Raw genomic sequence first — 20,536 nt, 5'->3', positions numbered from 1 at the left:
CGGCGGCGGCGCGGTCGTTGCACACCAGGCCCATGTCGCAACCGGCGCCGAGCGCCGCCTCGATGCGCTGGCCGGCATCGCCGACCACATGGGCACCAGCCATGGACAGGTCGTCGCTGAAGATCACCCCGTCGAAGCCCAGCTCGCCGCGCAGGATGTCCTGCAGCCAGCGCCGCGAGAAGCCGGCCGGCTGCGCGTCGACCTGCGGGTAGATGACGTGCGCCGGCATCACCGCATCCAGCTCGCCGGCCAACAGCTTGAACGGCTGCAGGTCGCAGGCACGAATTTCATCGAAGCTGCGCTCGTCCAGCGGAATCGCCACATGGGAATCGGCCTCGGCCCAGCCGTGCCCGGGAAAATGCTTGCCGGTGGCGGCCATGCCGGCCTCGCGCATGCCGCGGATAAAGGCGCCGGCCAGGCGCGCGGCGCGCTGCGGATCGCCCTCGAAGGCGCGACTGCCGACCACCGCACTACGCTGGTGATCGAGGTCCAGCACCGGGGCGAAACTCAGGTCCAACCCCACCGCCAGCACCTCGGTGGCCATCAACCAGCCGCAGTGCTCGGCCAGGATCTCGGCATTGTCGTTGTCGGCGATGGCGCGCATCGCCGGCAGACGCAAAAAGCCCTGGCGCATACGCTGCACCCGACCGCCTTCCTGATCCACCGCCAGCAGCAGATCCGGACGCAGGGCGCGGATGCTCTGGCACAGCTCGCGCACCTGGCGTGGCGATTCGATATTGCGGGCGAAGATGATCAGCCCGCCCACCTCGGGCTGGCGCAGCAGCTGGCGATCCTCGGCGGTCAGCCAGGTGCCGGCGATATCCAGCATCAGAGAGCCTTGCATGCGTGTCGTCACATAAAATCCTTAGCGAAGATCCGCCCCGGCCCACTGCGGGCAGGGCGCCTCGTCGATCCTGACCGGGCAGTGCGGTGCCACCCGATCGAACAGGGCCAGCATGTCGGCGTTGCGCAGGCGCACGCAGCCATGCGAGAGCGGCACGCCCATGGGTTCGCTATCGGGCGTGCCATGCAGGTAAATATAGCGGCGAAAACTGTCTACCTGGCCAGAACGATTGTGTCCCGGCTCCAGGCCGCTGAGCCAGAGAATGCGGGTGAGAATCCAGTCGCGCCCGGGAAACTGCTCGTGCAGCGCCGGCGACCAGATCTCGCCGGTCCAGCGTCGGCCGCGCAACACCGCGCCCAGCGGCAGGCCGGCGCCGATCTTCGCCCGCACCTGGTGCAGGCCGCGCGGCGTGCAGCCGGAACCGTTGCGCTCCCCCGCCCCGTTCAGCGCGGTGGAAACCGGCAGGCGCAGCACCAACTGCCCCGTACGGAAACCGTACAGGGCCTGATCAGCGATGGAGATATGCAGCAGGTCGAGATCGAACATGGGCGGCTAGCTTAGCCGAAGGCCAACGCCGCGCCCACCCGCAGACGTCAAACCTTTGCCGGCGCGCTCGCGCTCTTGCTGCGTGGCTTGAGCTGCGCGGCGGCCAGCGCCGGGTCGTTGACCCCGGTCTCGGAGCGCATGCCGGCGGCGAGGAACGGCACCATCATGCGCATCACCTGCTCGATCGAGGTGTTGACGCCGAAATCGGTCTCGGCCATGGCGCGCAGCGCCTTGATTCCGGACATGCTGAAGGCCGCCGCGCCGAGCATGAAATGCACGCGCCAGAACAGCTCCAGCGGCGGGATGCGTGGCGCCGCCTCATGCACCAGCAGCATGTAACGGCGGAACACCTTGCCGTACACCTCTTCCAGGTACTTGCGCAGGTGGCCCTGGCTCTGGCTGAAGGCCAGGCCGAGCAGACGCATGAAGATCGACAGGTCGTTGCCGCTGCGCGGCTTGACCGCCAGTGCCTGCTCGACCAGCAGTTCGAGCAGTTCTTCGAGGCTGGCCGGGGTATCGGCCTTGGCCTGACGCCGATCCAGCTCCTTCTCCAGGCTGGCGCAGAAAGGCCCGAGGAAGCGCGAGAAGACCGCCTGGATCAGCGCCTTCTTCGAGCCGAAGTGATAGTTGACCGCCGCCAGGTTGACCCCGGCCTTGCTGGTGATCAGACGCAACGAGGTTTCGGCGAAGCCTTTTTCCGCGAACAGCTGTTCCGCAGCATCGAGAATGCGTTCAACGGTTTCCGACTGAGCCATGAGCTATCACCTGACAAACACTTGTTTGAAACATACGTTTCAGCCCACTGCATTGTCAAGCCGCACGAGCCGTCTTTTGGCCAGCCGGTCACAGCTTACAACAAGCACAGACGCAGATTGCCCGTCGCAGGTTACAGGGCGGCCGGCGGGTAGGCGAAATTGTGCGTTGCCAAGCCGGCCTTACTGTATATAATCCCAGTCACTGTATAAAAAGACAGAGCGCCGCCATGCTGAAACTGACGCCACGCCAAGCCGAGATTCTCACCTTCATCAAACGCTGCCTGGAAGACAACGGCTACCCGCCCACCCGCGCGGAAATCGCCCAGGAACTCGGTTTCAAATCGCCCAACGCCGCCGAGGAACACCTCAAGGCCCTGGCCCGCAAGGGCGCCATCGAAATGACTCCGGGCGCCTCACGCGGCATCCGCATCCCCGGCTTCGAGCCGAGCAACGAGGACGAAGGCCTGCCGGTCATCGGCCGGGTCGCCGCCGGCGCGCCGATTCTCGCCCAGCAGCATGTCGAGGAATCCTGCCAGATCAACCCGGCCTTCTTCCAACCCAAGGCCGACTACCTGCTGCGCGTGCGCGGCATGAGCATGAAGGACATCGGCATCTTCGACGGCGACCTGCTGGCGGTACACACCACCCGCGAGGCGCGCAACGGCCAGATCGTGGTGGCGCGGCTGGACGACGAAGTCACGGTCAAGCGCTTCAAGCGCGAAGGCAACAAGGTCTGGCTGATCGCCGAGAACCCCGAGTTCGCGCCGATCGAAGTGGATCTGGAACACCAGGATCTGGTCATCGAAGGTTTGAGCGTCGGCGTGATCCGCCGCTAGAGGAGGCTCCATGCAGTTCCCGCACCCACTCGATCGCCCGCAAATGGCGCTGTTCGATGCCTTTCTCGGCCAACCGACAGAAGTCCTGCTGGAGCCAGGACTCGCCGCCCCGCTGCTCGACGAGTCCGAAGCCTTCAGCGAACTGTCGCTGCGCGGCGCGGCCGGACACTGCCTGCACCTGCTGGCGCCGATCCTGCGCGAACTGAGCGAGAACCTCGATGCTCGCTGGCTGACCCTGGTGGCGCCGCCGGCCAGCCTGACCCAGTCCTGGCTGCGCGAAGCCGGTTTGAACCGCGAACGCATCCTGCTGTTGCAACCACGCCGCGGCCAGAGTGCCGTGGAGCTGGCCGAGGAGGCGCTCAAGCTGGGCCGCAGCCATACCGTGGTGAGCTGGCTGCACCCGCTCGAACGCGGCACGCGCCGCCGTCTGGCTCAAGCCGCCGAGATAGGCGCTGCGCAGAGCCTGAATATCAGCCTGGGCTAGATCGCAGGGCACCTTCCCTGCAGCCCCCCCCCAAGCCATCCCGTCGCCCGGATGCCGCCATTGAGCCGCGGATCACGTCCGGGCTACGGCTACAGCCAGCAAGATATCCGACCAACGAAAACGGGGCTCCCCTGGAGCCCCGTTTTGCTTGCCGCGCCGCGGAAAATTCAGTGCAGCACCCGCGGCCCTTCGTCCTCGGCGCTGTAGTCGCCCTCGGCCAGGCGTCCGGCCATCTGCACCCCGACATTGAGCATGGCCTTGGCCACCTCGACGTGCTGGCCCTGCAGGAAGGCCTTGGCATCGGCGGAGAAATCCAGGGTCACCAGGGCCTCCTCGTCTTCCGCACGACGCAGGGCGATACGCCCATCGGGCAGTTCGACGATTTCCAGAAAGGATGTAGGCATGGTTCAGGTTCTCCACGAAAGGCCGGCATTGTACCAGCCGACCGGGCCTGACCCCAGCCCGCCGATCCAGATGACGACGGATGAGCTCCAGGCGGAGCCGGCGCGGCTCAGCACTCGCTGAGCGATTCGCGAAAGCGCAGCACCAGTTCCTTGAGCTGCTGACGCCAGGCCTCGAGGGTTTCCGGCGCCAGTTCGGCCGCCTCGTCCTCGACGCTGAGTGCGGTGATCAACGGCAAGCCAGGATCGACCTTGGCCTTCTTCTCGCCCTGCGGCGGCCGGAACAGCTCGGCATAGGCCGCCAGCAGCTGTGCCAGCCAGGTTTCCGGCTGTTGCGCCAGCTCCACCAGCTCGGCCAGTTCCGGGCTCGGCGCGCTGTCGAGCACCGCGCGAGTGAGCAGGAGTTCGGCGCGCGGCTGGGCGGCATCGGCCATGCGGTAATAGCCGGCAATCTCGTGGCACAGCCCGAGCAGCCCGCCATAGAGGTGGAACAGGGCCGCCTCGCGCTCGGCCTGCACCAGCGCCTGGGCGTTGAACGCACCCTCCGCTTGCGCCTTGCGCCAGGCGTCCAGGGCCAGGCCGGCGAAGAAGATCTTCTGGTTGGTGCGGGTATAGAGCTCTTTGGCCATCGGGGCGATCTCCACTGCGGATCGGGCCATGATACGCGCGCCGGCCTCGACCGGCGCGCACCTCGTCAGGACAGGCTCAGCGCTTGTCTTCGACCTTCCACTTGCCGCCGTCGAAGAAGGCGCGCCAGCCGGTGGGCTTGCCGTCCACCTCGGACTGCACGTACTGCTCCTTGGTCTTGCGGCTGTAGCGGATCACCGCCGGACGGCCGTCCGGATCCTTGGCCGGAGCGGCCAGCAGGAAGTGGTACTTGGGATCGATCTCGCTCTTGTGCGGAATCAGCTCCAGCACCAGCGGCGCGCGGGTCTCGCGATTCTTGGGGAAACCGCTGGCGGCGAGGAACAGGCCGGAGGCACCGTCGCGCAGCACGTAGGTGTCGTCCACCTTCTCGCACTTGAGCTCGGGCATCTTCACCGGGTCCATCTTCGGCGGCGCCGCCTCACCGTTCTTCAACAACTTGCGGGTGTTCTTGCAGCTGGCGTTGGTGCAGCCGAAGAACTTGCCGAAACGGCCGGTCTTGAGCTGCATCTGGCTGCCGCACTTGTCGCACTCCAGGCTCGGCCCTTCGTAGCCCTTGATGCGGTACTGGCCCTGCTCGATCTCGTAGCCGGCGCAATCGGGGTTGTTGCCGCAGATATGCAGCTTGCGCGTCTCGTCCAGCAGGTAGGCGTCCATCGCCGTGCTGCAGATCGGGCAGCGGTGCTTGCCCAGCAGCACCAGGGATTCGGACTCGCCCTCGTCGTCCGCGGCGATTTCGTCGCCCGGCACCAGGTTGATGGTGGCCTTGCAGCGCTCCTTCGGCGGCAGGCTGTAGCCGGAGCAGCCGAGGAACACGCCGGTGGAGGCGGTACGAATCATCATCGGCCGGCCGCACTCGCGGCAGGGGATGTCGGTGGTGGTCGGCTGGTTGGCGCGCATGCCGCCCTCGCCCGCCTCGGCCACTTCGAGCTTCTTCTTGAAGTCGCCATAGAACTCGTCGAGCAGGTGCTTCCACTCGCGCTCGCCCTGAGCCACGTCATCGAGGTGCTCTTCCATGGCGGCGGTGAAGCCGTAGTCCATCAGGTTGGCAAAGCTCTCGTCGAGACGCTCGGTGACGATGTCGCCCATCTTCTCGGCATAGAAGCGGCGGTTATGCACTGTGACGTAGCCACGCTCCTGGATAGTGGAGATGATCGCCGCGTAGGTGGACGGGCGGCCGATGCCACGCTTCTCCAGCTCCTTGACCAGGCTGGCTTCGGAGTAGCGCGCCGGCGGCTTGGTGAAGTGCTGGCTGGGGTCGAGCTGGATCAGCTTGAGCCCCTCGCCTTCCTTCATTTCCGGCAGCACGTCGTCCTCGCCCGGCTTGCTCTGCTGGGGTAGCACGCGGGTGTAACCGTCGAACTTGAGGATGCGGCCCTTGGCACGCAGCTCGAAGGCGGCGGCGGCCACGGTGACGCTGGTGGACAGGTATTCGGCCGGCGGCATCTGGCAGGCCACGAACTGGCGCCAGATCAGGTCGTACAGGCGCTCGGCGTCGCGTTCCATGCCCGACAGCTGGGTCGGGCGCAGGTTGACGTCGGACGGGCGAATCGCTTCGTGCGCCTCCTGGGCGCCTTCCTTGCTCGAATAGAGGTTGGGCTTGCCCGGCAGGTACTTGTCGCCGTACTCGCTGCCGATAAAGCCGCGCACCATCTCCACGGCATCGTTCGACAGATTGGTCGAGTCGGTACGCATATAGGTGATGTAGCCGGCCTCGTAGAGACGCTGGGCCATCATCATGGTCTTCTTCACCCCGAAGCCGAGACGGTTGCTCGCCGCCTGCTGCAGGGTGGAGGTGATGAAGGGCGCCGACGGCTTGCTGCTGGTCGGGCGGTCTTCGCGCTTGACCACGCTGTAGCTGGAAGCCTTGAGCTTGTCCAGCGCGGCCATGGCCTGCGCTTCGTTGACCGGTTTGAAGGCATTGCCGTTCTCGCGCACCACCTCGAAACGCACCTTGGCGTTCTTCGCGGTACCGAGGTCGGCGTGCACTTCCCAGTATTCTTCCGGGACGAAGGCGCGGATTTCCTTCTCGCGCTCCACCACCAGCTTCACCGCCACCGACTGCACGCGACCGGCGGACAGGCCGCGGGCAATCTTGGCCCACAGCAGCGGCGAGACCATGTAGCCGACCACGCGGTCGAGGAAACGCCGCGCCTGCTGGGCGTTGACGCGGTTAATGTCCAGCTCGCCGGGCTTGGAGAAGGCTTCCTGAATCGCCTTCTTGGTGATCTCGTTGAACACCACGCGCTTGTAGCGGGCGTCGTCGCCACCGATGGACTCGCGCAGGTGCCAGGCGATGGCCTCCCCTTCGCGGTCCAAGTCGGTTGCGAGATAGATGGTGTCGGCATCCTTGGCCAGGCGGCGCAGTTCCTCGATCACCTTTTCCTTGCCAGGCAGGATCTCGTACTTGGCCTTCCAACCGTGCTCGGGGTCGACGCCCATGCGCGCGAACAGCTGGCGCTTGGCCTTTTCCTTGGGCGACAGCGCAGGCGCTTCGCCGGCGGCCTTGCCGCGCTTGGCCGGCTCCTTGTTGGCGCTTGCCGAACCGCTGGTAGGCAGGTCACGGATATGGCCGATGCTCGACTTCACCACGTACTGGCTGCCCAGGTACTTGTTGATGGTCTTGGCCTTGGCCGGGGATTCCACGATGACCAGCGATTTGCCCATGGATCAGAAAATTCCTGAATTGCGAAATATAGAAGGCAGGGAGCCTTGAGGCCCCGCTATATATAGTGGCGACCGAGCGAAGGTCAAGCGCAGGGGCTGCGCACTCAGACTTGCGAAGTGCCGATCGGGCTGACTTCGGCCTGAATCAAAGCAAAGCGTGGAACACGCTTGCCGTCCACCTCGACCTCTTCGCAGAACATGCTCAGCGGCCGCACCCACAGGCCGAATTCGCCGTACAAGGCCTGGTAGACCACCACTTCTTCCTCGTTCTCGGAATGGCGCGCCACACCGAATACGCGGTACTGCGGGCCCTTGTAGTGGCGATAGAGTCCTGGCTGCAACTGCATGAGAGGTTCCCGAAATAAAAAGCCGTAAAAAGCAAAACCGGGGCACTGGGCCCCGGTTTCTGTCCGCTAGCGCTTAAACGCGCTCGAAGACGGTGGTGATGCCTTGGCCAAGGCCCACGCACATGGTGGAGACACCGAAGGTGCCGCCGTTCTGCTTCATGACGTTGAGCAGGGTACCGGAGATACGGGCACCGGAACAACCGAAGGGGTGACCCAGGGCGATGGCGCCGCCGTGCAGGTTGACCTTCTCTTCCATCTTGTCGAGCAGCTTGAGGTCCTTCAGCACCGGCAGGGCCTGGGCGGCGAAGGCTTCGTTGAGCTCGACGAAATCGATGTCGGCCATGGTCAGACCGGCGCGCTTGAGCGCCTTCTGGGTGGACGGCACCGGGCCGTAACCCATGATCGCCGGATCCACACCGGCAACGGCCATGGCGCGAACCACGGCCATCGGCTGGATGCCGAGGTCCTGAGCGCGCTGGGCGCTCATGACGATCATGCAGGAAGCGCCGTCGGTGATCTGCGAGGAAGTACCCGCGGTCACGGTGCCGCCTTTCGGGTTGAACGCAGGCTTCAGGGTAGCCAGGCTCTCCAGCGTGGTCTCCGGACGGATGGTCTCGTCGTAGTCGAAGACTTTCAGGAAACCATTCTCGTCGTAGCCCTGCATCGGGATGATTTCATCCTTGAATTTGCCTTCGACGGTGGCCTTGTGCGCCAGACGGTGCGAACGCTCACCGAAGGCGTCCTGCTGCTCGCGGCTGATGCCGTGCATCTTGCCCAGCATTTCGGCGGTCAGGCCCATCATGCCGGACGCCTTGGCAGCGTACAGCGACAGGTGCGGGTTCGGATCGACGCCGTGCATCATGCCGACGTGGCCCATGTGCTCCACACCGCCGACGACGAACACGTCGCCGTTGCCGGTCTGGATCGCCTGCACGGCGGTGTGCAGGGCGCTCATGGACGAACCGCACAGACGGCTGACGGTCTGGCCGGCGCTGGTGTGCGGGATCTGGGTCATCAGCGACGCCATGCGCGCGATGTTCCAGCCCTGCTCCAGGGTCTGGTTGACGCAGCCCCAGATCACGTCCTCGACTTCAGCCGGGTCGATCTTGGCGTTGCGCTCCAGCACTTTGCTGATCAGGTGCGCGGACATGGTCTCGGCACGGGTGTTGCGGTGCATGCCGCCCTTGGAACGACCCATCGGGGTACGACCGAAGTCGACGATCACTGCATCTCTAGGATTCAGGCTCATAAATTCACTCTCGCTCTAGTCGTTGCGCGCTTAACCGAAGAACTTCTGGCCTTTGGCGGCCATTTCGCGAAGCTTGGCGGTCGGGTGGTACAGCGCGCCCAGGTCGGCGTACTTGTCGGCCAGGGCGACGAACTCGGCGACACCGATGGAATCGATGTAGCGCAGCGCACCGCCACGGAAGGGAGGGAAGCCGATGCCGTAGATCAGGCCCATATCGGCCTCGGCTGCGGTGTCGACGATGCCGTCTTCCAGGCAACGAACGGTTTCCAGGCACAGCGGGATCATCATGAAGTTGATGATGTCCTCGTCGGTGACTTCACGCTCTTCGACCACGATGGACTTGAGCAGCTCGTAAGCAGCCGGGTCGGAGACCTTCTTCGGCTTGCCGCGCTTGTCGGTCTCGTAGGCGTAGAAGCCCTTGCCGTTCTTCTGGCCCAGGCGGTTGGCGTCGTACATCACGTCGACGGCGGTCTTGCCTTCCACGGCCATGCGGTCCGGGAAGCCTTCGGCCATCACGTCACGGCCGTGGTGGCCGGTGTCGATGCCGACCACATCGGAGAGGTAGGCCGGGCCCATGGGCCAGCCGAACTTCTCCATGACCTTGTCGATGCGCACGAAGTCGACACCGAAGCCCAGCAGCTTGGAGAAGCCGCCGAAGTAGGGGAACAGCACGCGGTTGACCAAAAAGCCCGGGCAGTCGTTGACCACGATCGGGTTCTTGCCCATTTTCTTGGCGTAGGCAACGGTGGTGGCCACGGCCACTTCGCTGGACTTCTCGCCACGGATGACTTCCACCAGCGGCATCATGTGCACCGGGTTGAAGAAGTGCATGCCGACGAAGTTTTCCGGACGCTTGAGCGCCTGGGCCAGCAGGCTGATGGAGATGGTCGAGGTGTTGGAGGCCAGGATGGCGTCTTCACGCACCACGCCTTCCACCTCGGCCAGCACGATCTGCTTGACCTTGGGGTTCTCGACCACGGCTTCGACGACGATGTCGACGTTGCCGAAATCACCGTAGGACATGGTCGGACGGATGGCGTTGAGGGCTTCGGCCATCTTCGCCGGGGTCATGCGACCTTTCTCGACGCGCTTGCCGAGCAGCTTGGAAGCCTCGGTCAGGCCCATCTGGATACCCTCTTCGCGGATATCCTTCATCAGGATCGGGGTGCCCTTGGAGGCCGACTGGTAGGCGATGCCGCCGCCCATGATGCCGGCGCCGAGTACGGCAGCCAGTTTCACGTCGCGGGCGATTTCGTCGTGGTGCTTGGCCTTCTTCTTCAGCTCCTGATCGTTGAGGAACAGGCCGATCAAGCTCTCGGCGACCGAAGTCTTGGCCAGCTTGACGAAGCCGGCAGCCTCGACTTCCAGCGCCTTGTCGCGGCCGAAGTTGGCGGCCTTCTGGATGGTCTTGATCGCCTCGACCGGAGCCGGGTAATTCGGGCCGGCCTGGCCGGCGACGAAGCCCTTGGCGGTCTCGAAGCACATCATCTGCTCGATGGCGTTGAGCTTGAGCTTTTCCAGCTTGGGCTGACGCTTGGCCTTGTAGTCCAGCTCGCCGGAGATGGCGCGCTTGACCAGGTCCAGCGCGGCTTCCTTGAGTTTGGCGGGAGCGACGACGGCGTCGACGGCGCCTACCTTGAGGGCGTCGGCGGCGCGGTTTTCCTTACCGGAGGCGATCCACTCGACGGCATTGTCGGTACCGATCACGCGCGGCAGGCGCACGGTGCCGCCGAAGCCCGGGTAGATGCCCAGTTTGACTTCCGGCAGACCGATCTTGGCGGTCTCGCTCATCACGCGGTAGTCACCGGCCAGGCACATCTCGAAACCGCCGCCCAGGGCGATGCCGTTGATGGCGACCACGGTCGGCACGGCGAGGTCTTCGAAATCGCTGAAGATCTTGTTGGCTTCCAGGTTGCCAGCCACCAGCTCTGCGTCGGGCAGTTTGAAGTTGTCGACGAACTCGGTGATATCGGCACCGACGATGAACACGTCCTTGCCACTGGTGACAATCACGCCCTTGATCGAACCGTCGGCCTTGATCGCGTCGACGGAGGCGCGCAGCTCGTTGAGGGTAAGACGGTTGAATTTGTTGACGGACTCACCCTTGAGGTCGAAATTCAATTCGACGATGCCGCTCTCAAGAGCCTTAACCGTGATGGCTTTACCTTCGTAAATCATCAACTGATCTCCACGGTATGGAAGCTGAACAGTACACATCGGAGCCAACCGGCAGGCCAGCCCGCGGCAACGCCGCACGAGCATAGCCCCAATCGGTACGACACACCCGCCGACGCGATATTCGGGCTGCATATGGCGCGCCTAACAAGGCAAACGCTCAATTCATACGCCCGTTTGATTTGGGTGTGCACACCTTCGGGGAAAAGCCGGCGCTTGTCAATTGGCCTTCTTGCGCGGCGTGCGCATCCCCGGCGCAAACCCAGGCCCGCCGCGGCCTGGGCCAGGGCCGATAAACGCCATCGATAACGCACCATTGCGGCGCTTTAAGGCGCCCCGGCGGCCGACCGCCTGCGCCTAGCCAAATCCATGCGCTGCAGGTACAGTCGTCTCACTTTCGGCTGGCACAGCGCCATCCGGCTGCAATACCACAACAAATCGAGCCCCACGATGGGCCGCACGGAGTCCCCAATGTCGAGCCGCCGTTCGCTGGCATTTTCCCTGAGCGCCCTGCTCGTCTTCCTCTTCGCCTTCGTCTCGCCATCCCTGCTGGCCGCACCGACCGACGATCTGCTGCGCCTGCACCAGCTGCGCCTGGCCACGCAGAAGAGCCTCGGCGACTTCTATATGTACAACGGCATGGAGGGCGACCAGCGCTACGCACGGATGATCGGCGAATCGCTGCAGGAGGCCCAGGGCCACCTAGATGCCCTCGGCGAGATGCCCGGCGAGGGCGCCAAGGCCCTGCGCAGCCAGTGGCAGGGCGAATGGCAGGGCTACCGCGACGGCCTGCAGGCGCTAATGGAGGCCATGCGCAGCCAGGGCTACACCGACCTGCAGCCGGTCGCCGACCTGGCCGACAGCAACCAGCGGCTGATGGCCATTGCCCAGGAGCTGTACCAGAAAATCCAGCAGGAAAGCGGCTACAGCGTACCGACCTTGACCCAGCAGAGCCGCGAGCAGAGCCTGCTGATGCAGGGCATCGCCCTGGACTACGCCTCGCGCAGCGCCTCGATCGGCGGCAGTTTCTTCGGCGGCGGCGAGGAGCGCGCCATCGACGAGTTGGTCGGCGAGTTCGCCAGCAAGCTCGACGGGCTCAATCGCGCCCAGCAAAACACCCCGGAGATCAGCGCAGCTCTCGGCAGTATCGGCACCAAATGGCGCTATATCGAGAAATCCCTGCTGAACTACAACGAGAACAGCGTGCCCTTTCTGGTCAGCAAGTATTCCGACAGCATCATCGAAGGCTTGGAAGGCGTAGCCGCCCAGTACGCCGCCAACCAGCACTGATGCCACAGTTTTTCCGGCCTGCCTGGCCCGATTCAGGCCCGGTGCTCGCACCGGGCTTTTCTTTGTCCGCCCTCAGCCGGCACCCTGCCCGCCAGGCAAGGTCGTAACAATAAGCAGCCGCTTATCGGGCGCAATGGGGCCATACTTGCTGCAGAGCCATTCGTACCCTTAAGGAGGAGTTCACCATGCCCTACCAGCATATTCTGGTCGCCGTCGACCTGACCGAGGAATGCGACCCCGTGGTGGTTCGCGCACAGAAGCTGGCCAAGGCCAGCGGCGCCAAGATGTCCCTGGTGCATATCGTCGAGCCGATGGCCATGGCCTTCGGCGGGGACGTGCCGATGGACCTGTCGATGCTGCAGCAGCAGCAATTCGAGCAGGCGCGCGAACGTCTGAACAGCTTTACCGGCAAGTACCCGGAACTGACCGCGGATCAGCGCCACCTGGCCTACGGCCAGCCGCGCCAGGAAATCCATCGTCTGGCCGAGGAACAGGGCTGCGACCTGATCGTGGTCGGCAGCCACGGTCGCCACGGTCTGGCGCTGCTACTCGGCTCCACCGCCAACGACGTGCTGCACGGCGCGCCCTGCGACGTGCTCGCAGTGCGCTTGAAGAAAGCCGAAAAAAGCGCCTGAGACGTGAGTATGAGGAGCGCTCAGCGCTCCTCATACCGAGATAGCGTCACTCGAACGACTCGCCGGCACTCATGACCAGCGGGCGGATTTTCTGCAACTGAGTCTCCAGCGACACCGTCATGCTCGACGACATGGAGAAGAAGGTGAGGAAGGCCTTGAGGTTGGAATCGCCGTCGCAGGTGTCGTGGATGCGCTGCCAGAATGCCTGATTGACCAGCTTGAGCTGCTGGAACAGGCGCACCAGGCCCTTGAGCTCCCAGTCCGCCAGGCGTCCCTCGCGCATGTTGAAGTACTGCCGCGCCAGGTACAGCGACACCGCGCGCAGGATGAACTCCTGGTTGCTGGCGAACGGCAGGTGGTTCTGCGCCATGGGCTTGAGCCGCGCCAGCACCGGGCAGGCGCTGGTGGCCATGATCACCCCGAGCAGCGCGCGCAGGCCCTCTTCCAGGCCGACCTGCTTGGTGTACTCGCGCTCCGGCGTACGCACCCACACGCTGGCCTTCTTGAACGCCGGCAGGCCGCGGAAATCCTCGATCACCCGGTGCAGGTCGACCGCCGCCGGGCAATGGCTGAACTGCTCGCGACTGAGCGGGCAGTTGCTGCACTGTTGGTGTCCCAACCGGGTCCAGGCCGGGGCCTGCTGCGCCTGGGCGGGGTCGTATTCGCGGTTCAGCTCGATCCGGTAGCTGAACTGATGATTGTCGTCGAGGGTGATGCGGTACTCGATGGCCATGTCTGTGCGTTCCTTCGTTCAGCCTTCCAGCTCTGCCCAGCGCTCGAGCAACTTGTCCAAGTCCTTCTGCAAGTCGTCGAGGCGCGCCAATACTTCCGTGGTGGCCTGCACCGGCTGCTGGTAGAAGCCCGGATCGGCGATCCGCTCCTGCAACCCGGCCATTTCCTGCTCCAGGGCATCGATCTGCCCGGGAATCGCTTCCAGCTCGCGCTGCAGCTTGTAGCTGAGTTTCTTCTTCGCCGGCTCGGCGCTCTCCTGCACCGGGGCGACTGCCGCCGGGGCCGGCGCTTCGACTATGGCAGTGGCCAGTTCGGCTTTGCCGGACTTGCTTTCACCCACACCGAGCAGACGCGGCGAACCGCCCTGGCGCAGCCAGTCCTGGTAGCCGCCGACGTATTCGCGCACCTTGCCTTCGCCCTCGAACACCAGGGTGCTGGTGACCACGTTGTCGAGAAAAGCACGGTCGTGGCTGACCATCAGCACGGTGCCGGGGAAGTTAAGCAGCACTTCTTCGAGCAGTTCCAGGGTTTCCACGTCCAGGTCGTTGGTCGGTTCGTCCAGCACCAGTAGGTTGGCCGGCTTGCTGAACAGCTTGGCCAGCAACAGTCGTGCCCGTTCGCCGCCGGACAGCGCCTTGACTGGCGTGCGCGCGCGCTGCGGGCTGAACAGGAAGTCGCCCAGGTAGCTCAGCACGTGACGGCTCTGGCCGTCGATACTGATGAAATCGCGGCCTTCGGCGACGTTGTCGATCACGGTTTTTTCCGGCTCGAGCTGGTGACGCAATTGGTCGAAATACGCCACTTCCAGTTTGGTGCCGACTTCGATGCTGCCGCTGCTGGGCTGCAGGTCGCCGAGCAGCAGCTTGAGCAGCGTGGTCTTGCCGGTGCCGTTGGCGCCGAGCAGGCCGATGCGGTCGCCGCGCTGCAGCACCATGGAGAAATCCTTGACCAGGAAAGGGCCCCCGGCATGGGCGAAACTGACGTTTTCCGCCAGCATCACCTGCTTGCCGGACTTGTCCGCGGTTTCCAGGGCGATGTTCGCCTTGCCCTGACGTTCGCGGCGCTCGGCACGCTCGGCACGCATCGCCTTGAGTGCGCGCACGCGGCCCTCGTTGCGGGTGCGACGGGCCTTGATGCCCTGGCGAATCCACACCTCTTCCTGGGCCAGGCGCTTGTCGAACAGGGCGTTGGCGGTTTCTTCGGCCGCCAGTTGCTGCTCCTTGTGCACCAGGAAGCTGGCGTAGTCGCCGTTCCAGTCGATCAGGCCGCCGCGGTCCAGTTCGAGGATGCGCGTGGCCAGGTTCTGCAGGAAGGAACGGTCGTGGGTGATGAACAGCACCGCGCCGCCGAAATCCTTCAGTGCCTCTTCCAGCCAGGCGATGGCGCCGATGTCCAGGTGGTTGGTCGGTTCGTCGAGCAGCAGCAGATCCGGCTCGGAAACCAGCGCCTGGGCCAGCAGCACGCGCCGGCGCCAGCCACCGGAGAGTTCGGCCAGGGTCTTGTCGGCCGGCAGTTGCAGGCGGCTCAGGGTGCTGTCGACCAGTTGCTGCAGGCGCCAGCCGTCTTTGGCTTCCAGCTCCTGCTGCACGTGCATCAGTTGCTCGAGGTCGTCATCGCCGTGGATGTTCTGCGCCAGATGGTGATAGCGCGCCAGCAGCTCGCCGACCCCGGCCAGCCCCTCGGCCACCACGTCGAACACCGTGCGCTCGTCGGCGCGCGGCAGCTCCTGCGGCAACTCGCCGATCTTCAGCCCCGGCGCCCGCCAGATTTCGCCGTCATCAGCCATCTGCTCGCCCTTGACCAGCTTGAGCATGCTCGACTTGCCGGTACCGTTGCGACCGATGATGCACACCCGCTCGCCCCGTGCGATCTGCCAGGACACCCCGTCGAGCAGGGGCATGGCGCCATAGGCGAGGGATACATCGGCGAACTTGAGCAGGGTCATGGGCTTCTCCAGAAACAGGCGGCGCATTCTACCCGAGTTGTCCGGCGCTCTGTTGCCACATATGTCCGCCGAGCGCGCCGGCATTCACCGCGCCCCGGCGAACGGCTAAGCTAGAGCCATGCAACGAACGGAACCCGTTGCCCCCTCACCTGCTTGCCCTGGAAATGCCATGCGCGGTCGCCTTCTTTCTGTAGTTTCCTGCCTGATCCTCACCACTGCCGGCCTGGCCAGCGCCGAAGCCGCCAACCTGACGCAACAGCGCCAGTACTACGACGAGGCCAAGCGCGCCCTGGCCAAGGGCGACAGCGGTCCCTACCGCCGCTACCAGGCCGCGCTGCGCGACTACCCGCTGACGCCCCACCTGGCCTACGACGAGCTGACCCACCGGCTCAAGTCGGCGAGCAACGCCGAGATCGAGAAGTTCCTCGCCGAGCATGGCGACCTGCCCCAGGCCAGCTGGATGAAGCTGCGCTGGCTGCGCTGGCTGGCCGAACGCGGCGACTGGCAGCCCTTCCTCGCCCACTACGACCCGGCGCTCAATTTCACCGAGCTGGACTGCCTCTATGGCCAGTACCAGCTGAGCCACGGCCTGATCGCCGAAGGCAATGCCACCGCGGAGAAGCTGTGGCTGGTGGGCAAGTCGCAGCCCAATGCCTGCGATCCGCTGTTCGCGCGCTGGGCGGCAGCCGGCCAGCTCACCGAACAACGCCGCTGGCAACGCACCAAACTGGCGGTGGAAGCCGGCAACTACGGCCTGGCCAACCACCTGAGCAAGAACATGCCGACCCTCGGCGCGCACGCCAAGCTGCTGGTCGAGGTGGCGCAGAAGCCGCAGCTGCTCAAGCAGACCGCGCGTTTCGCCCCGGCCGACGCCGCCATGGCCGACGTGGTCGGCCTCGGCCTGCGCCGTCTGGCCCGGCAGAGCCCCGAGGACGCCCTGAGCCTGCTCGACAGCTACGCCCAGCGCATGAAGTTCTCCCAGGACGAACAGGTGGCCATCGCCCGGCAGATCGGCCTGACCCTGGCCAAGCGCTTCGACATGCGCGGCCTGCAGGTGATGGCCAAGTACGACCCGGAGCTGCGCGACAACACCGTCAGCGAGTGGCGCGCCCGTCTGCTGCTGCGTCACGGCCGCTGGGACGAGGCTCATCAGCTGACCCAGCGCATGCCGGCCGACCTGGCCAGCAGCAACCGCTGGCGCTACTGGAACGCGCGCAGCCTGCAGCTGGCACAACCGAACAGCCAGCAGCCGGCCGTGCTCTACCAGGCCCTGGCCAAGGAGCGCGACTTCTACGGCTTCATGGCCGCCGATCAGGTCAAGGCGCCCTACCAGCTGAACAACAAGCCGCTGGCGCTCGATCCGAAGACGGTGCAGAAGGTGCGCAACACCGCCGGCATCCGCCGCGCCATGGAATTTCACGATCGCGGCCAGATCGTCGACGGCCGCCGCGAGTGGTACCACGTCAGCCGCCTGTTCAGCCGCGACGAACTGGTGGCCCAGGCCCGCCTGGCCTACGAGATGCAGTGGTATTTCCCGGCCATCCGCACCATCAGCCAGGCGCAGTACTGGGACGACCTGGAGGTGCGCTTCCCCATGGCCCACCGCGACCAGCTGGTGCGCGAAGCCAAGCGCCGCGAGCTGCATTCGAGCTGGGTATTCGCCATCACCCGCCAGGAAAGCGCGTTCATGGCCGACGCCCGCTCCCACGTCGGCGCCATGGGCCTGATGCAACTGATGCCGGCCACCGCCAAGGAAACCGCGCGCAAGTTCGGCATCCCCCTGGCGTCGCCGCAGCAGGCGCTCAACCCGGACACCAATATCCAGCTCGGCGCGGCCTACCTGAGCCAGGTGTACGGCCAGTTCAACGGCAACCGCGTCCTCGCCTCGGCCGCCTACAACGCCGGGCCCGGCCGCGTGCGCCAGTGGCTGCGTGGCGCCGACCACCTGAGCTACGACGTCTGGGTGGAGAACATCCCGTTCGACGAAACCCGCCAGTACGTGCAGAACGTGCTGTCCTACTCGGTGATCTACGGTCAGAAGCTCGACGCGCCGCACCCGCTGGTGGCCTGGCACGAGCGCTATTTCGACGATCAGTGAGAGGCGATCCCCTCGGCCGGCCGCGCCGCGCGCAGCTGACCGAGGGTCTGCTGCGCATCGCGCGACCCTGCCGGCGTTACTCCAGCACCTCGACCGGCATACCGACCTGCAATTCGCCGACGCCGCGCGGCAGCAGGTTCTGCCCGAAGTACACCTGGCCATCGCGCTCGCGGTAGGTCTTCAGCGTGCTCAGCGGTTCGCGGTCGGCGCTGCGCTCGCCGGTGTGCGGGTCCACAGTGGTGAGGATGCAGCGCGAGCAGCCCTTGGCCACCTCGAACTCCACCGCGCCGATGCGGATGCGCTTCCACTCGTCCTCGGCATAGGCTTCGCTGCCGGTGACCACCAGGTTGGGGCGAAAACGCAGCATCGACAGCGGCCGGCCGACCCGCGCCGCCAGGTCGTCCAGCGACGCCTGGCCGATCAGCAGCAGCGGAAAACCGTCGGCGAAGGCCACCCGATCACCCGGCTCGGCATAGGCGGTGTCGACCTGGCGCGTGCGCGTATCCGGCACCTGCACCAGACGACAGGCACGGCCCAGCAGCGCGCTAAGCCAATCGGCGGCCGCATCGCCGGCATCCGGCACGCGCAGGCTGTCGCGCCAGACCGTCACGCCGCGCAGATCCTGCTCGGGGTCGGGCAGCGCCACGGCCAGATCGGCGCAACCCGGCGCGCTCAGGGTCAGGCCGCCGCGGGCGTCGTACAGGGCGCCGAGCTGGCTCATCTGCGGCAGCAGGCGCTGGGTGATAAAGCGCCCGCTCTCGGCTTCGACTACCATCCAGCGACGGTCGCCATGCAGGCCCAGGCCGTCCACGGCGCTGCGCTGCAGCACTTCGCCACGACCGGATTTGAGCGGATAGCGGTACAACTGCGAGAGACTCAACATGCGCCAGCTTCCTGTTTCGCAAAACGCCCTTATACGAGTTGCCGGCGGCGCTCACAAGTCCGCCGCCGCGATCCTCCTGGCGGCGATGCTGGGCGGCTGCAGCGGCAGCCCGCCGAGCGAGCTGGGGGTGCGCGACGGTCGCCTGGCGCCCTGCCCGGCCTCGCCCAACTGCGTCAACAGCCAGGCCAGCGACGAGCAACATGCCATAGCGCCGCTGGCGCTGCGCGGCAGCCCGGAGGAAACCCGAAGACGCCTGCTGCAGCTGTTGGCGGACGAGCCGCGGGTACGCCTGGTGGTGCAGGAGGACGACTATCTGCGCGCGGAATTCACCAGCCGGGTGCTGCGCTTCGTCGACGACGTGGAGTTCCTCATCGAGCCGCAGACGGTGCAGGTGCGCTCCGCCTCGCGCCTGGGGCATTCGGATCTGGGGGTCAACCGCGAGCGGGTGGAGCATCTGCGCCAGCGCCTGGCGCAACAGCCCTAGGGTTCAGCTCGGTTCGTCCAGCGCCAGGCGCTGGCGGATCACGTCCACCAGCTTGTCCGGCTGGAACTTGGAGAGGAAGTTGTCGCAGCCGACCTTCTTCACCATGGCATCGTTGAAGCTGCCCGACAGCGAGGTGTGCAGCACCACATGGAGGTCGCGCAGGCGCGGGTCGTTGCGGATCTCGCTGGTCAGGCGGTAGCCGTCCATTTCCGGCATTTCCGCGTCGGTGAAGATCATCAGCAGCTTGTCGGTCATCACCTCGCCGCTGTCGGCCCACTTCTTCAGCAGATTCAGCGCCTTGAGGCCATCGCTGGCCATATGCATGCGGATGCCCAGCTGCGACAGGGTATCGCGCAGCTGACTCAGGGCCACGCTGGAGTCGTCCACCAGCAGCACCTCGCGACCACGGGCCTTCTCCAGCAGCGGGTCGGCGAGTTTCTCGGCGGAAACCTTAGTGCTCATCGGCACGATCTCGGCCAGCACCTTCTCCACGTCGATGACCTCGACGATCTGCTCCTCGACCTTGGTGATGGCGGTCAGGTAGTGCTGGCGCCCGGCGCCCCCGGGCGGCGGCTGGATCGACTCCCAGTTGAGGTTGAGGATGCGGTCGACGCTGCCGACCAGAAAGGCCTGCACCGAGCGGTTGTACTCGGTGACGATGATGGTGCTGCGCTCGTCCGGCACCAGCGGACGCATGCCGATGGCCTGGGACAGGTCGATCACCGGCAGGGTCTGGCCGCGCAGGTTGACCACGCCGCAGACGAAGGGGTGGCGCTGCGGCATCAGGGTCAGCTTGGGCAGCTGCAGCACCTCCTGCACCTTGAACACGTTGATCGCGAACAGCTGGCGCCCGGCCAGGCGGAACATGAGGATTTCCAGGCGGTTCTCACCGACCAGCTGGGTGCGTTGATCTACTGAATCGAGGATGCCGGCCATTGCGCGCTCCTGAGGGGTTAAGGCGAGTCTAGCGTCAGGTTATCGGCCGCGCGCGCTGCCGCTGAAGCGCTGCTGGCGTAGCGCCGTCATGCCTGAGCCGCCCTTAGCCGCCAAGCAAGGGCGAATCGGCCGGCAGGTGCAGGCGCAACGCCGCGGCCACCGCGCGAAAGCGCAGGCCGCGGCTCTCCAGCGGCTCGCCGTCGAGATTGAGGTCGAGCCCTTCGGCCGCCTCCACCTCCAGCCAGGGCACGCGGGCACCGATGGCCACGCTCTGCAGGCCGTTGATGCCGCCGGACAGCAGCGTAGCGAGGGTGCCGACCACATCCTGCGCCGCCGGCACTATGCACACGTCGAGCAGGCCGTCGTCAGCCAGGGCATCGGGGCACAGCAGGTGGCCGCCGCCGGCCTGCCGGCCGTTGCCGATGCCCAGGGCGAGAAAGTCGCCCTCCCAGGCGAAACCCGGCGCCTGGAAACGGCCGAAGGCCGAACGCACCTCGGAAAAGCGGCTGAGCCCGGTGAGGAAATAGGCGGCGCCGCCAAGCACCTTCTTCAGTTCCTCCGAGGTGTTGGCGGTGACGTTGGAG

19 protein-coding genes and 1 pseudogene are annotated in these 20,536 nt (G+C 65.5%); 6 read left to right on the top strand and 14 right to left on the bottom strand.

The annotated features are described in order from the left end of the window. The 3 genes from nagZ to N878_RS15295 all read right to left on the bottom strand — a co-directional run. The coding region (nagZ, locus tag N878_RS15305; RefSeq protein ID WP_031303248.1) for a beta-N-acetylhexosaminidase at positions 1-844 on the bottom strand (844 nt) is incomplete at its 3' end. A 21-nt stretch (positions 845-865) separates the two neighbouring features. After that, positions 866-1,390, bottom strand: coding sequence for a L,D-transpeptidase (locus N878_RS15300; RefSeq protein WP_021444494.1), 525 nt, complete (start codon positions 1,388-1,390; stop codon positions 866-868). 47 nt (positions 1,391-1,437) lie between these two features. Next, a complete protein-coding gene (locus tag N878_RS15295) occupies positions 1,438-2,145 on the bottom strand; it encodes a TetR/AcrR family transcriptional regulator (protein WP_021444493.1) in 708 nt (235 codons plus the stop codon). 227 nt (positions 2,146-2,372) lie between these two features. On the opposite strand from N878_RS15295, the gene lexA reads away from it, so the two are divergent. Both lexA and sulA read left to right on the top strand, forming a co-directional pair. Continuing rightward, entirely contained in the window at positions 2,373-2,981 is a 609-nt protein-coding gene (gene lexA / locus N878_RS15290) for a transcriptional repressor LexA (RefSeq protein ID WP_031303246.1), read from the top strand. Between the two features lie 10 nt (positions 2,982-2,991). Continuing rightward, on the top strand, positions 2,992-3,465 hold the full coding sequence (gene sulA / locus N878_RS15285) for an SOS-induced cell division inhibitor SulA (RefSeq protein WP_021444492.1): 474 nt from the start codon (positions 2,992-2,994) through the stop codon (positions 3,463-3,465). 167 nt (positions 3,466-3,632) lie between these two features. Here the strand turns inward: sulA and N878_RS15280 are convergent, their stop codons facing one another. The 6 genes from N878_RS15280 to fadB all read right to left on the bottom strand — a co-directional run bounded on the left by N878_RS15280 (position 3,633) and on the right by fadB (position 10,952). Next, the gene (locus N878_RS15280; protein ID WP_021444491.1) at positions 3,633-3,869 is read right to left on the bottom strand and encodes a hypothetical protein; all 237 of its coding nucleotides are present in this window, start codon (positions 3,867-3,869) and stop codon (positions 3,633-3,635) included. Between the two features lie 107 nt (positions 3,870-3,976). Next, positions 3,977-4,495: a DUF6586 family protein gene (locus tag N878_RS15275; RefSeq protein ID WP_021444489.1), complete on the bottom strand. Its 519-nt coding sequence runs from the start codon at positions 4,493-4,495 to the stop codon at positions 3,977-3,979. Positions 4,496-4,571: 76 nt separating this feature from the next. After that, the gene (topA, locus tag N878_RS15270) at positions 4,572-7,178 is read right to left on the bottom strand and encodes a type I DNA topoisomerase (RefSeq protein ID WP_021444488.1); all 2,607 of its coding nucleotides are present in this window, start codon (positions 7,176-7,178) and stop codon (positions 4,572-4,574) included. Positions 7,179-7,282: 104 nt separating this feature from the next. Then, positions 7,283-7,525, bottom strand: a complete 243-nt coding sequence (locus N878_RS15265; protein WP_021444487.1) for a DUF1653 domain-containing protein — start codon at positions 7,523-7,525, stop codon at positions 7,283-7,285. Positions 7,526-7,598: 73 nt separating this feature from the next. Further along, positions 7,599-8,774: an acetyl-CoA C-acyltransferase FadA gene (gene fadA, locus N878_RS15260; protein WP_031303245.1), complete on the bottom strand. Its 1,176-nt coding sequence runs from the start codon at positions 8,772-8,774 to the stop codon at positions 7,599-7,601. A gap of 30 nt (positions 8,775-8,804) precedes the next feature. After that, positions 8,805-10,952, bottom strand: coding sequence for a fatty acid oxidation complex subunit alpha FadB (fadB, locus tag N878_RS15255; RefSeq protein ID WP_021444485.1), 2,148 nt, complete (start codon positions 10,950-10,952; stop codon positions 8,805-8,807). 468 nt (positions 10,953-11,420) lie between these two features. Here fadB and N878_RS15250 point away from each other — a divergent pair, with 468 nt between their 5' ends. Both N878_RS15250 and N878_RS15245 read left to right on the top strand, forming a co-directional pair. Further along, on the top strand, positions 11,421-12,239 hold the full coding sequence (locus N878_RS15250; RefSeq protein WP_021444484.1) for a hypothetical protein: 819 nt from the start codon (positions 11,421-11,423) through the stop codon (positions 12,237-12,239). A gap of 185 nt (positions 12,240-12,424) precedes the next feature. Continuing rightward, a complete protein-coding gene (locus N878_RS15245) occupies positions 12,425-12,874 on the top strand; it encodes a universal stress protein (protein ID WP_021444483.1) in 450 nt (149 codons plus the stop codon). 46 nt (positions 12,875-12,920) lie between these two features. Here N878_RS15245 and N878_RS15240 read toward each other — a convergent pair whose 3' ends face one another. Both N878_RS15240 and N878_RS15235 read right to left on the bottom strand, forming a co-directional pair. Further along, the gene (locus N878_RS15240) at positions 12,921-13,607 is read right to left on the bottom strand and encodes a hypothetical protein (protein ID WP_021444482.1); all 687 of its coding nucleotides are present in this window, start codon (positions 13,605-13,607) and stop codon (positions 12,921-12,923) included. A gap of 18 nt (positions 13,608-13,625) precedes the next feature. After that, positions 13,626-15,551, bottom strand: coding sequence for an ATP-binding cassette domain-containing protein (locus N878_RS15235; RefSeq protein ID WP_031303244.1), 1,926 nt, complete (start codon positions 15,549-15,551; stop codon positions 13,626-13,628). Positions 15,552-15,720: 169 nt separating this feature from the next. On the opposite strand from N878_RS15235, the gene N878_RS15230 reads away from it, so the two are divergent. After that, positions 15,721-17,649: a transglycosylase SLT domain-containing protein gene (locus N878_RS15230; protein WP_021444480.1), complete on the top strand. Its 1,929-nt coding sequence runs from the start codon at positions 15,721-15,723 to the stop codon at positions 17,647-17,649. 76 nt (positions 17,650-17,725) lie between these two features. On the opposite strand, the gene N878_RS15225 is transcribed toward N878_RS15230, so the two are convergent. Next, a complete protein-coding gene (locus tag N878_RS15225; protein WP_021444479.1) occupies positions 17,726-18,532 on the bottom strand; it encodes an MOSC domain-containing protein in 807 nt (268 codons plus the stop codon). On the opposite strand from N878_RS15225, the gene N878_RS15220 reads away from it, so the two are divergent. After that, complete coding sequence (locus N878_RS15220) at positions 18,531-19,016, top strand: DUF1499 domain-containing protein (protein ID WP_218186844.1); 486 nt, start codon at positions 18,531-18,533, stop codon at positions 19,014-19,016. The genes N878_RS15225 and N878_RS15220 overlap by 2 nt on opposite strands. A gap of 3 nt (positions 19,017-19,019) precedes the next feature. Here the strand turns inward: N878_RS15220 and N878_RS15215 are convergent, their stop codons facing one another. Both N878_RS15215 and N878_RS15210 read right to left on the bottom strand, forming a co-directional pair. Next, complete coding sequence (locus N878_RS15215) at positions 19,020-19,952, bottom strand: chemotaxis protein CheV (protein ID WP_021444477.1); 933 nt, start codon at positions 19,950-19,952, stop codon at positions 19,020-19,022. A 103-nt stretch (positions 19,953-20,055) separates the two neighbouring features. Continuing rightward, a pseudogene (locus tag N878_RS15210) lies at positions 20,056-20,536 on the bottom strand (lipid kinase YegS); the annotation flags it as partial.

The sequence above is a fragment of the Pseudomonas sp. EGD-AK9 genome (assembly GCF_000465935.2).
Lineage (GTDB): Bacteria > Pseudomonadota > Gammaproteobacteria > Pseudomonadales > Pseudomonadaceae > Aquipseudomonas.
This window is presented reverse-complemented; position numbering and strand designations above follow the sequence as displayed.

Excerpts from the sequence above, each read along its gene's own strand:
- N878_RS15300 (WP_021444494.1), bottom strand. The coding sequence starts at position 1,390 with ATGTTCGATCTCGACCTGCTGCATATCTCCATCGCTGATCAGGCCCTG.
- N878_RS15240 (WP_021444482.1), bottom strand. The coding sequence starts at position 13,607 with ATGGCCATCGAGTACCGCATCACCCTCGACGACAATCATCAGTTCAGC.
- N878_RS15265 (WP_021444487.1), bottom strand. The coding sequence starts at position 7,525 with ATGCAGTTGCAGCCAGGACTCTATCGCCACTACAAGGGCCCGCAGTAC.
- N878_RS15220 (WP_218186844.1), top strand. The coding sequence starts at position 18,531 with ATGCGCCAGCTTCCTGTTTCGCAAAACGCCCTTATACGAGTTGCCGGC.
- N878_RS15245 (WP_021444483.1), top strand. The coding sequence starts at position 12,425 with ATGCCCTACCAGCATATTCTGGTCGCCGTCGACCTGACCGAGGAATGC.
- N878_RS15280 (WP_021444491.1), bottom strand. The coding sequence starts at position 3,869 with ATGCCTACATCCTTTCTGGAAATCGTCGAACTGCCCGATGGGCGTATC.
- N878_RS15230 (WP_021444480.1), top strand. The coding sequence starts at position 15,721 with ATGCGCGGTCGCCTTCTTTCTGTAGTTTCCTGCCTGATCCTCACCACT.
- N878_RS15215 (WP_021444477.1), bottom strand. The coding sequence starts at position 19,952 with ATGGCCGGCATCCTCGATTCAGTAGATCAACGCACCCAGCTGGTCGGT.
- N878_RS15225 (WP_021444479.1), bottom strand. The coding sequence starts at position 18,532 with ATGTTGAGTCTCTCGCAGTTGTACCGCTATCCGCTCAAATCCGGTCGT.
- N878_RS15275 (WP_021444489.1), bottom strand. The coding sequence starts at position 4,495 with ATGGCCAAAGAGCTCTATACCCGCACCAACCAGAAGATCTTCTTCGCC.
- N878_RS15295 (WP_021444493.1), bottom strand. The coding sequence starts at position 2,145 with ATGGCTCAGTCGGAAACCGTTGAACGCATTCTCGATGCTGCGGAACAG.
- topA (WP_021444488.1), bottom strand. The coding sequence starts at position 7,178 with ATGGGCAAATCGCTGGTCATCGTGGAATCCCCGGCCAAGGCCAAGACC.
- sulA (WP_021444492.1), top strand. The coding sequence starts at position 2,992 with ATGCAGTTCCCGCACCCACTCGATCGCCCGCAAATGGCGCTGTTCGAT.
- lexA (WP_031303246.1), top strand. The coding sequence starts at position 2,373 with ATGCTGAAACTGACGCCACGCCAAGCCGAGATTCTCACCTTCATCAAA.
- N878_RS15250 (WP_021444484.1), top strand. The coding sequence starts at position 11,421 with ATGTCGAGCCGCCGTTCGCTGGCATTTTCCCTGAGCGCCCTGCTCGTC.
- N878_RS15235 (WP_031303244.1), bottom strand. The coding sequence starts at position 15,551 with ATGACCCTGCTCAAGTTCGCCGATGTATCCCTCGCCTATGGCGCCATG.
- fadA (WP_031303245.1), bottom strand. The coding sequence starts at position 8,774 with ATGAGCCTGAATCCTAGAGATGCAGTGATCGTCGACTTCGGTCGTACC.
- fadB (WP_021444485.1), bottom strand. The coding sequence starts at position 10,952 with ATGATTTACGAAGGTAAAGCCATCACGGTTAAGGCTCTTGAGAGCGGC.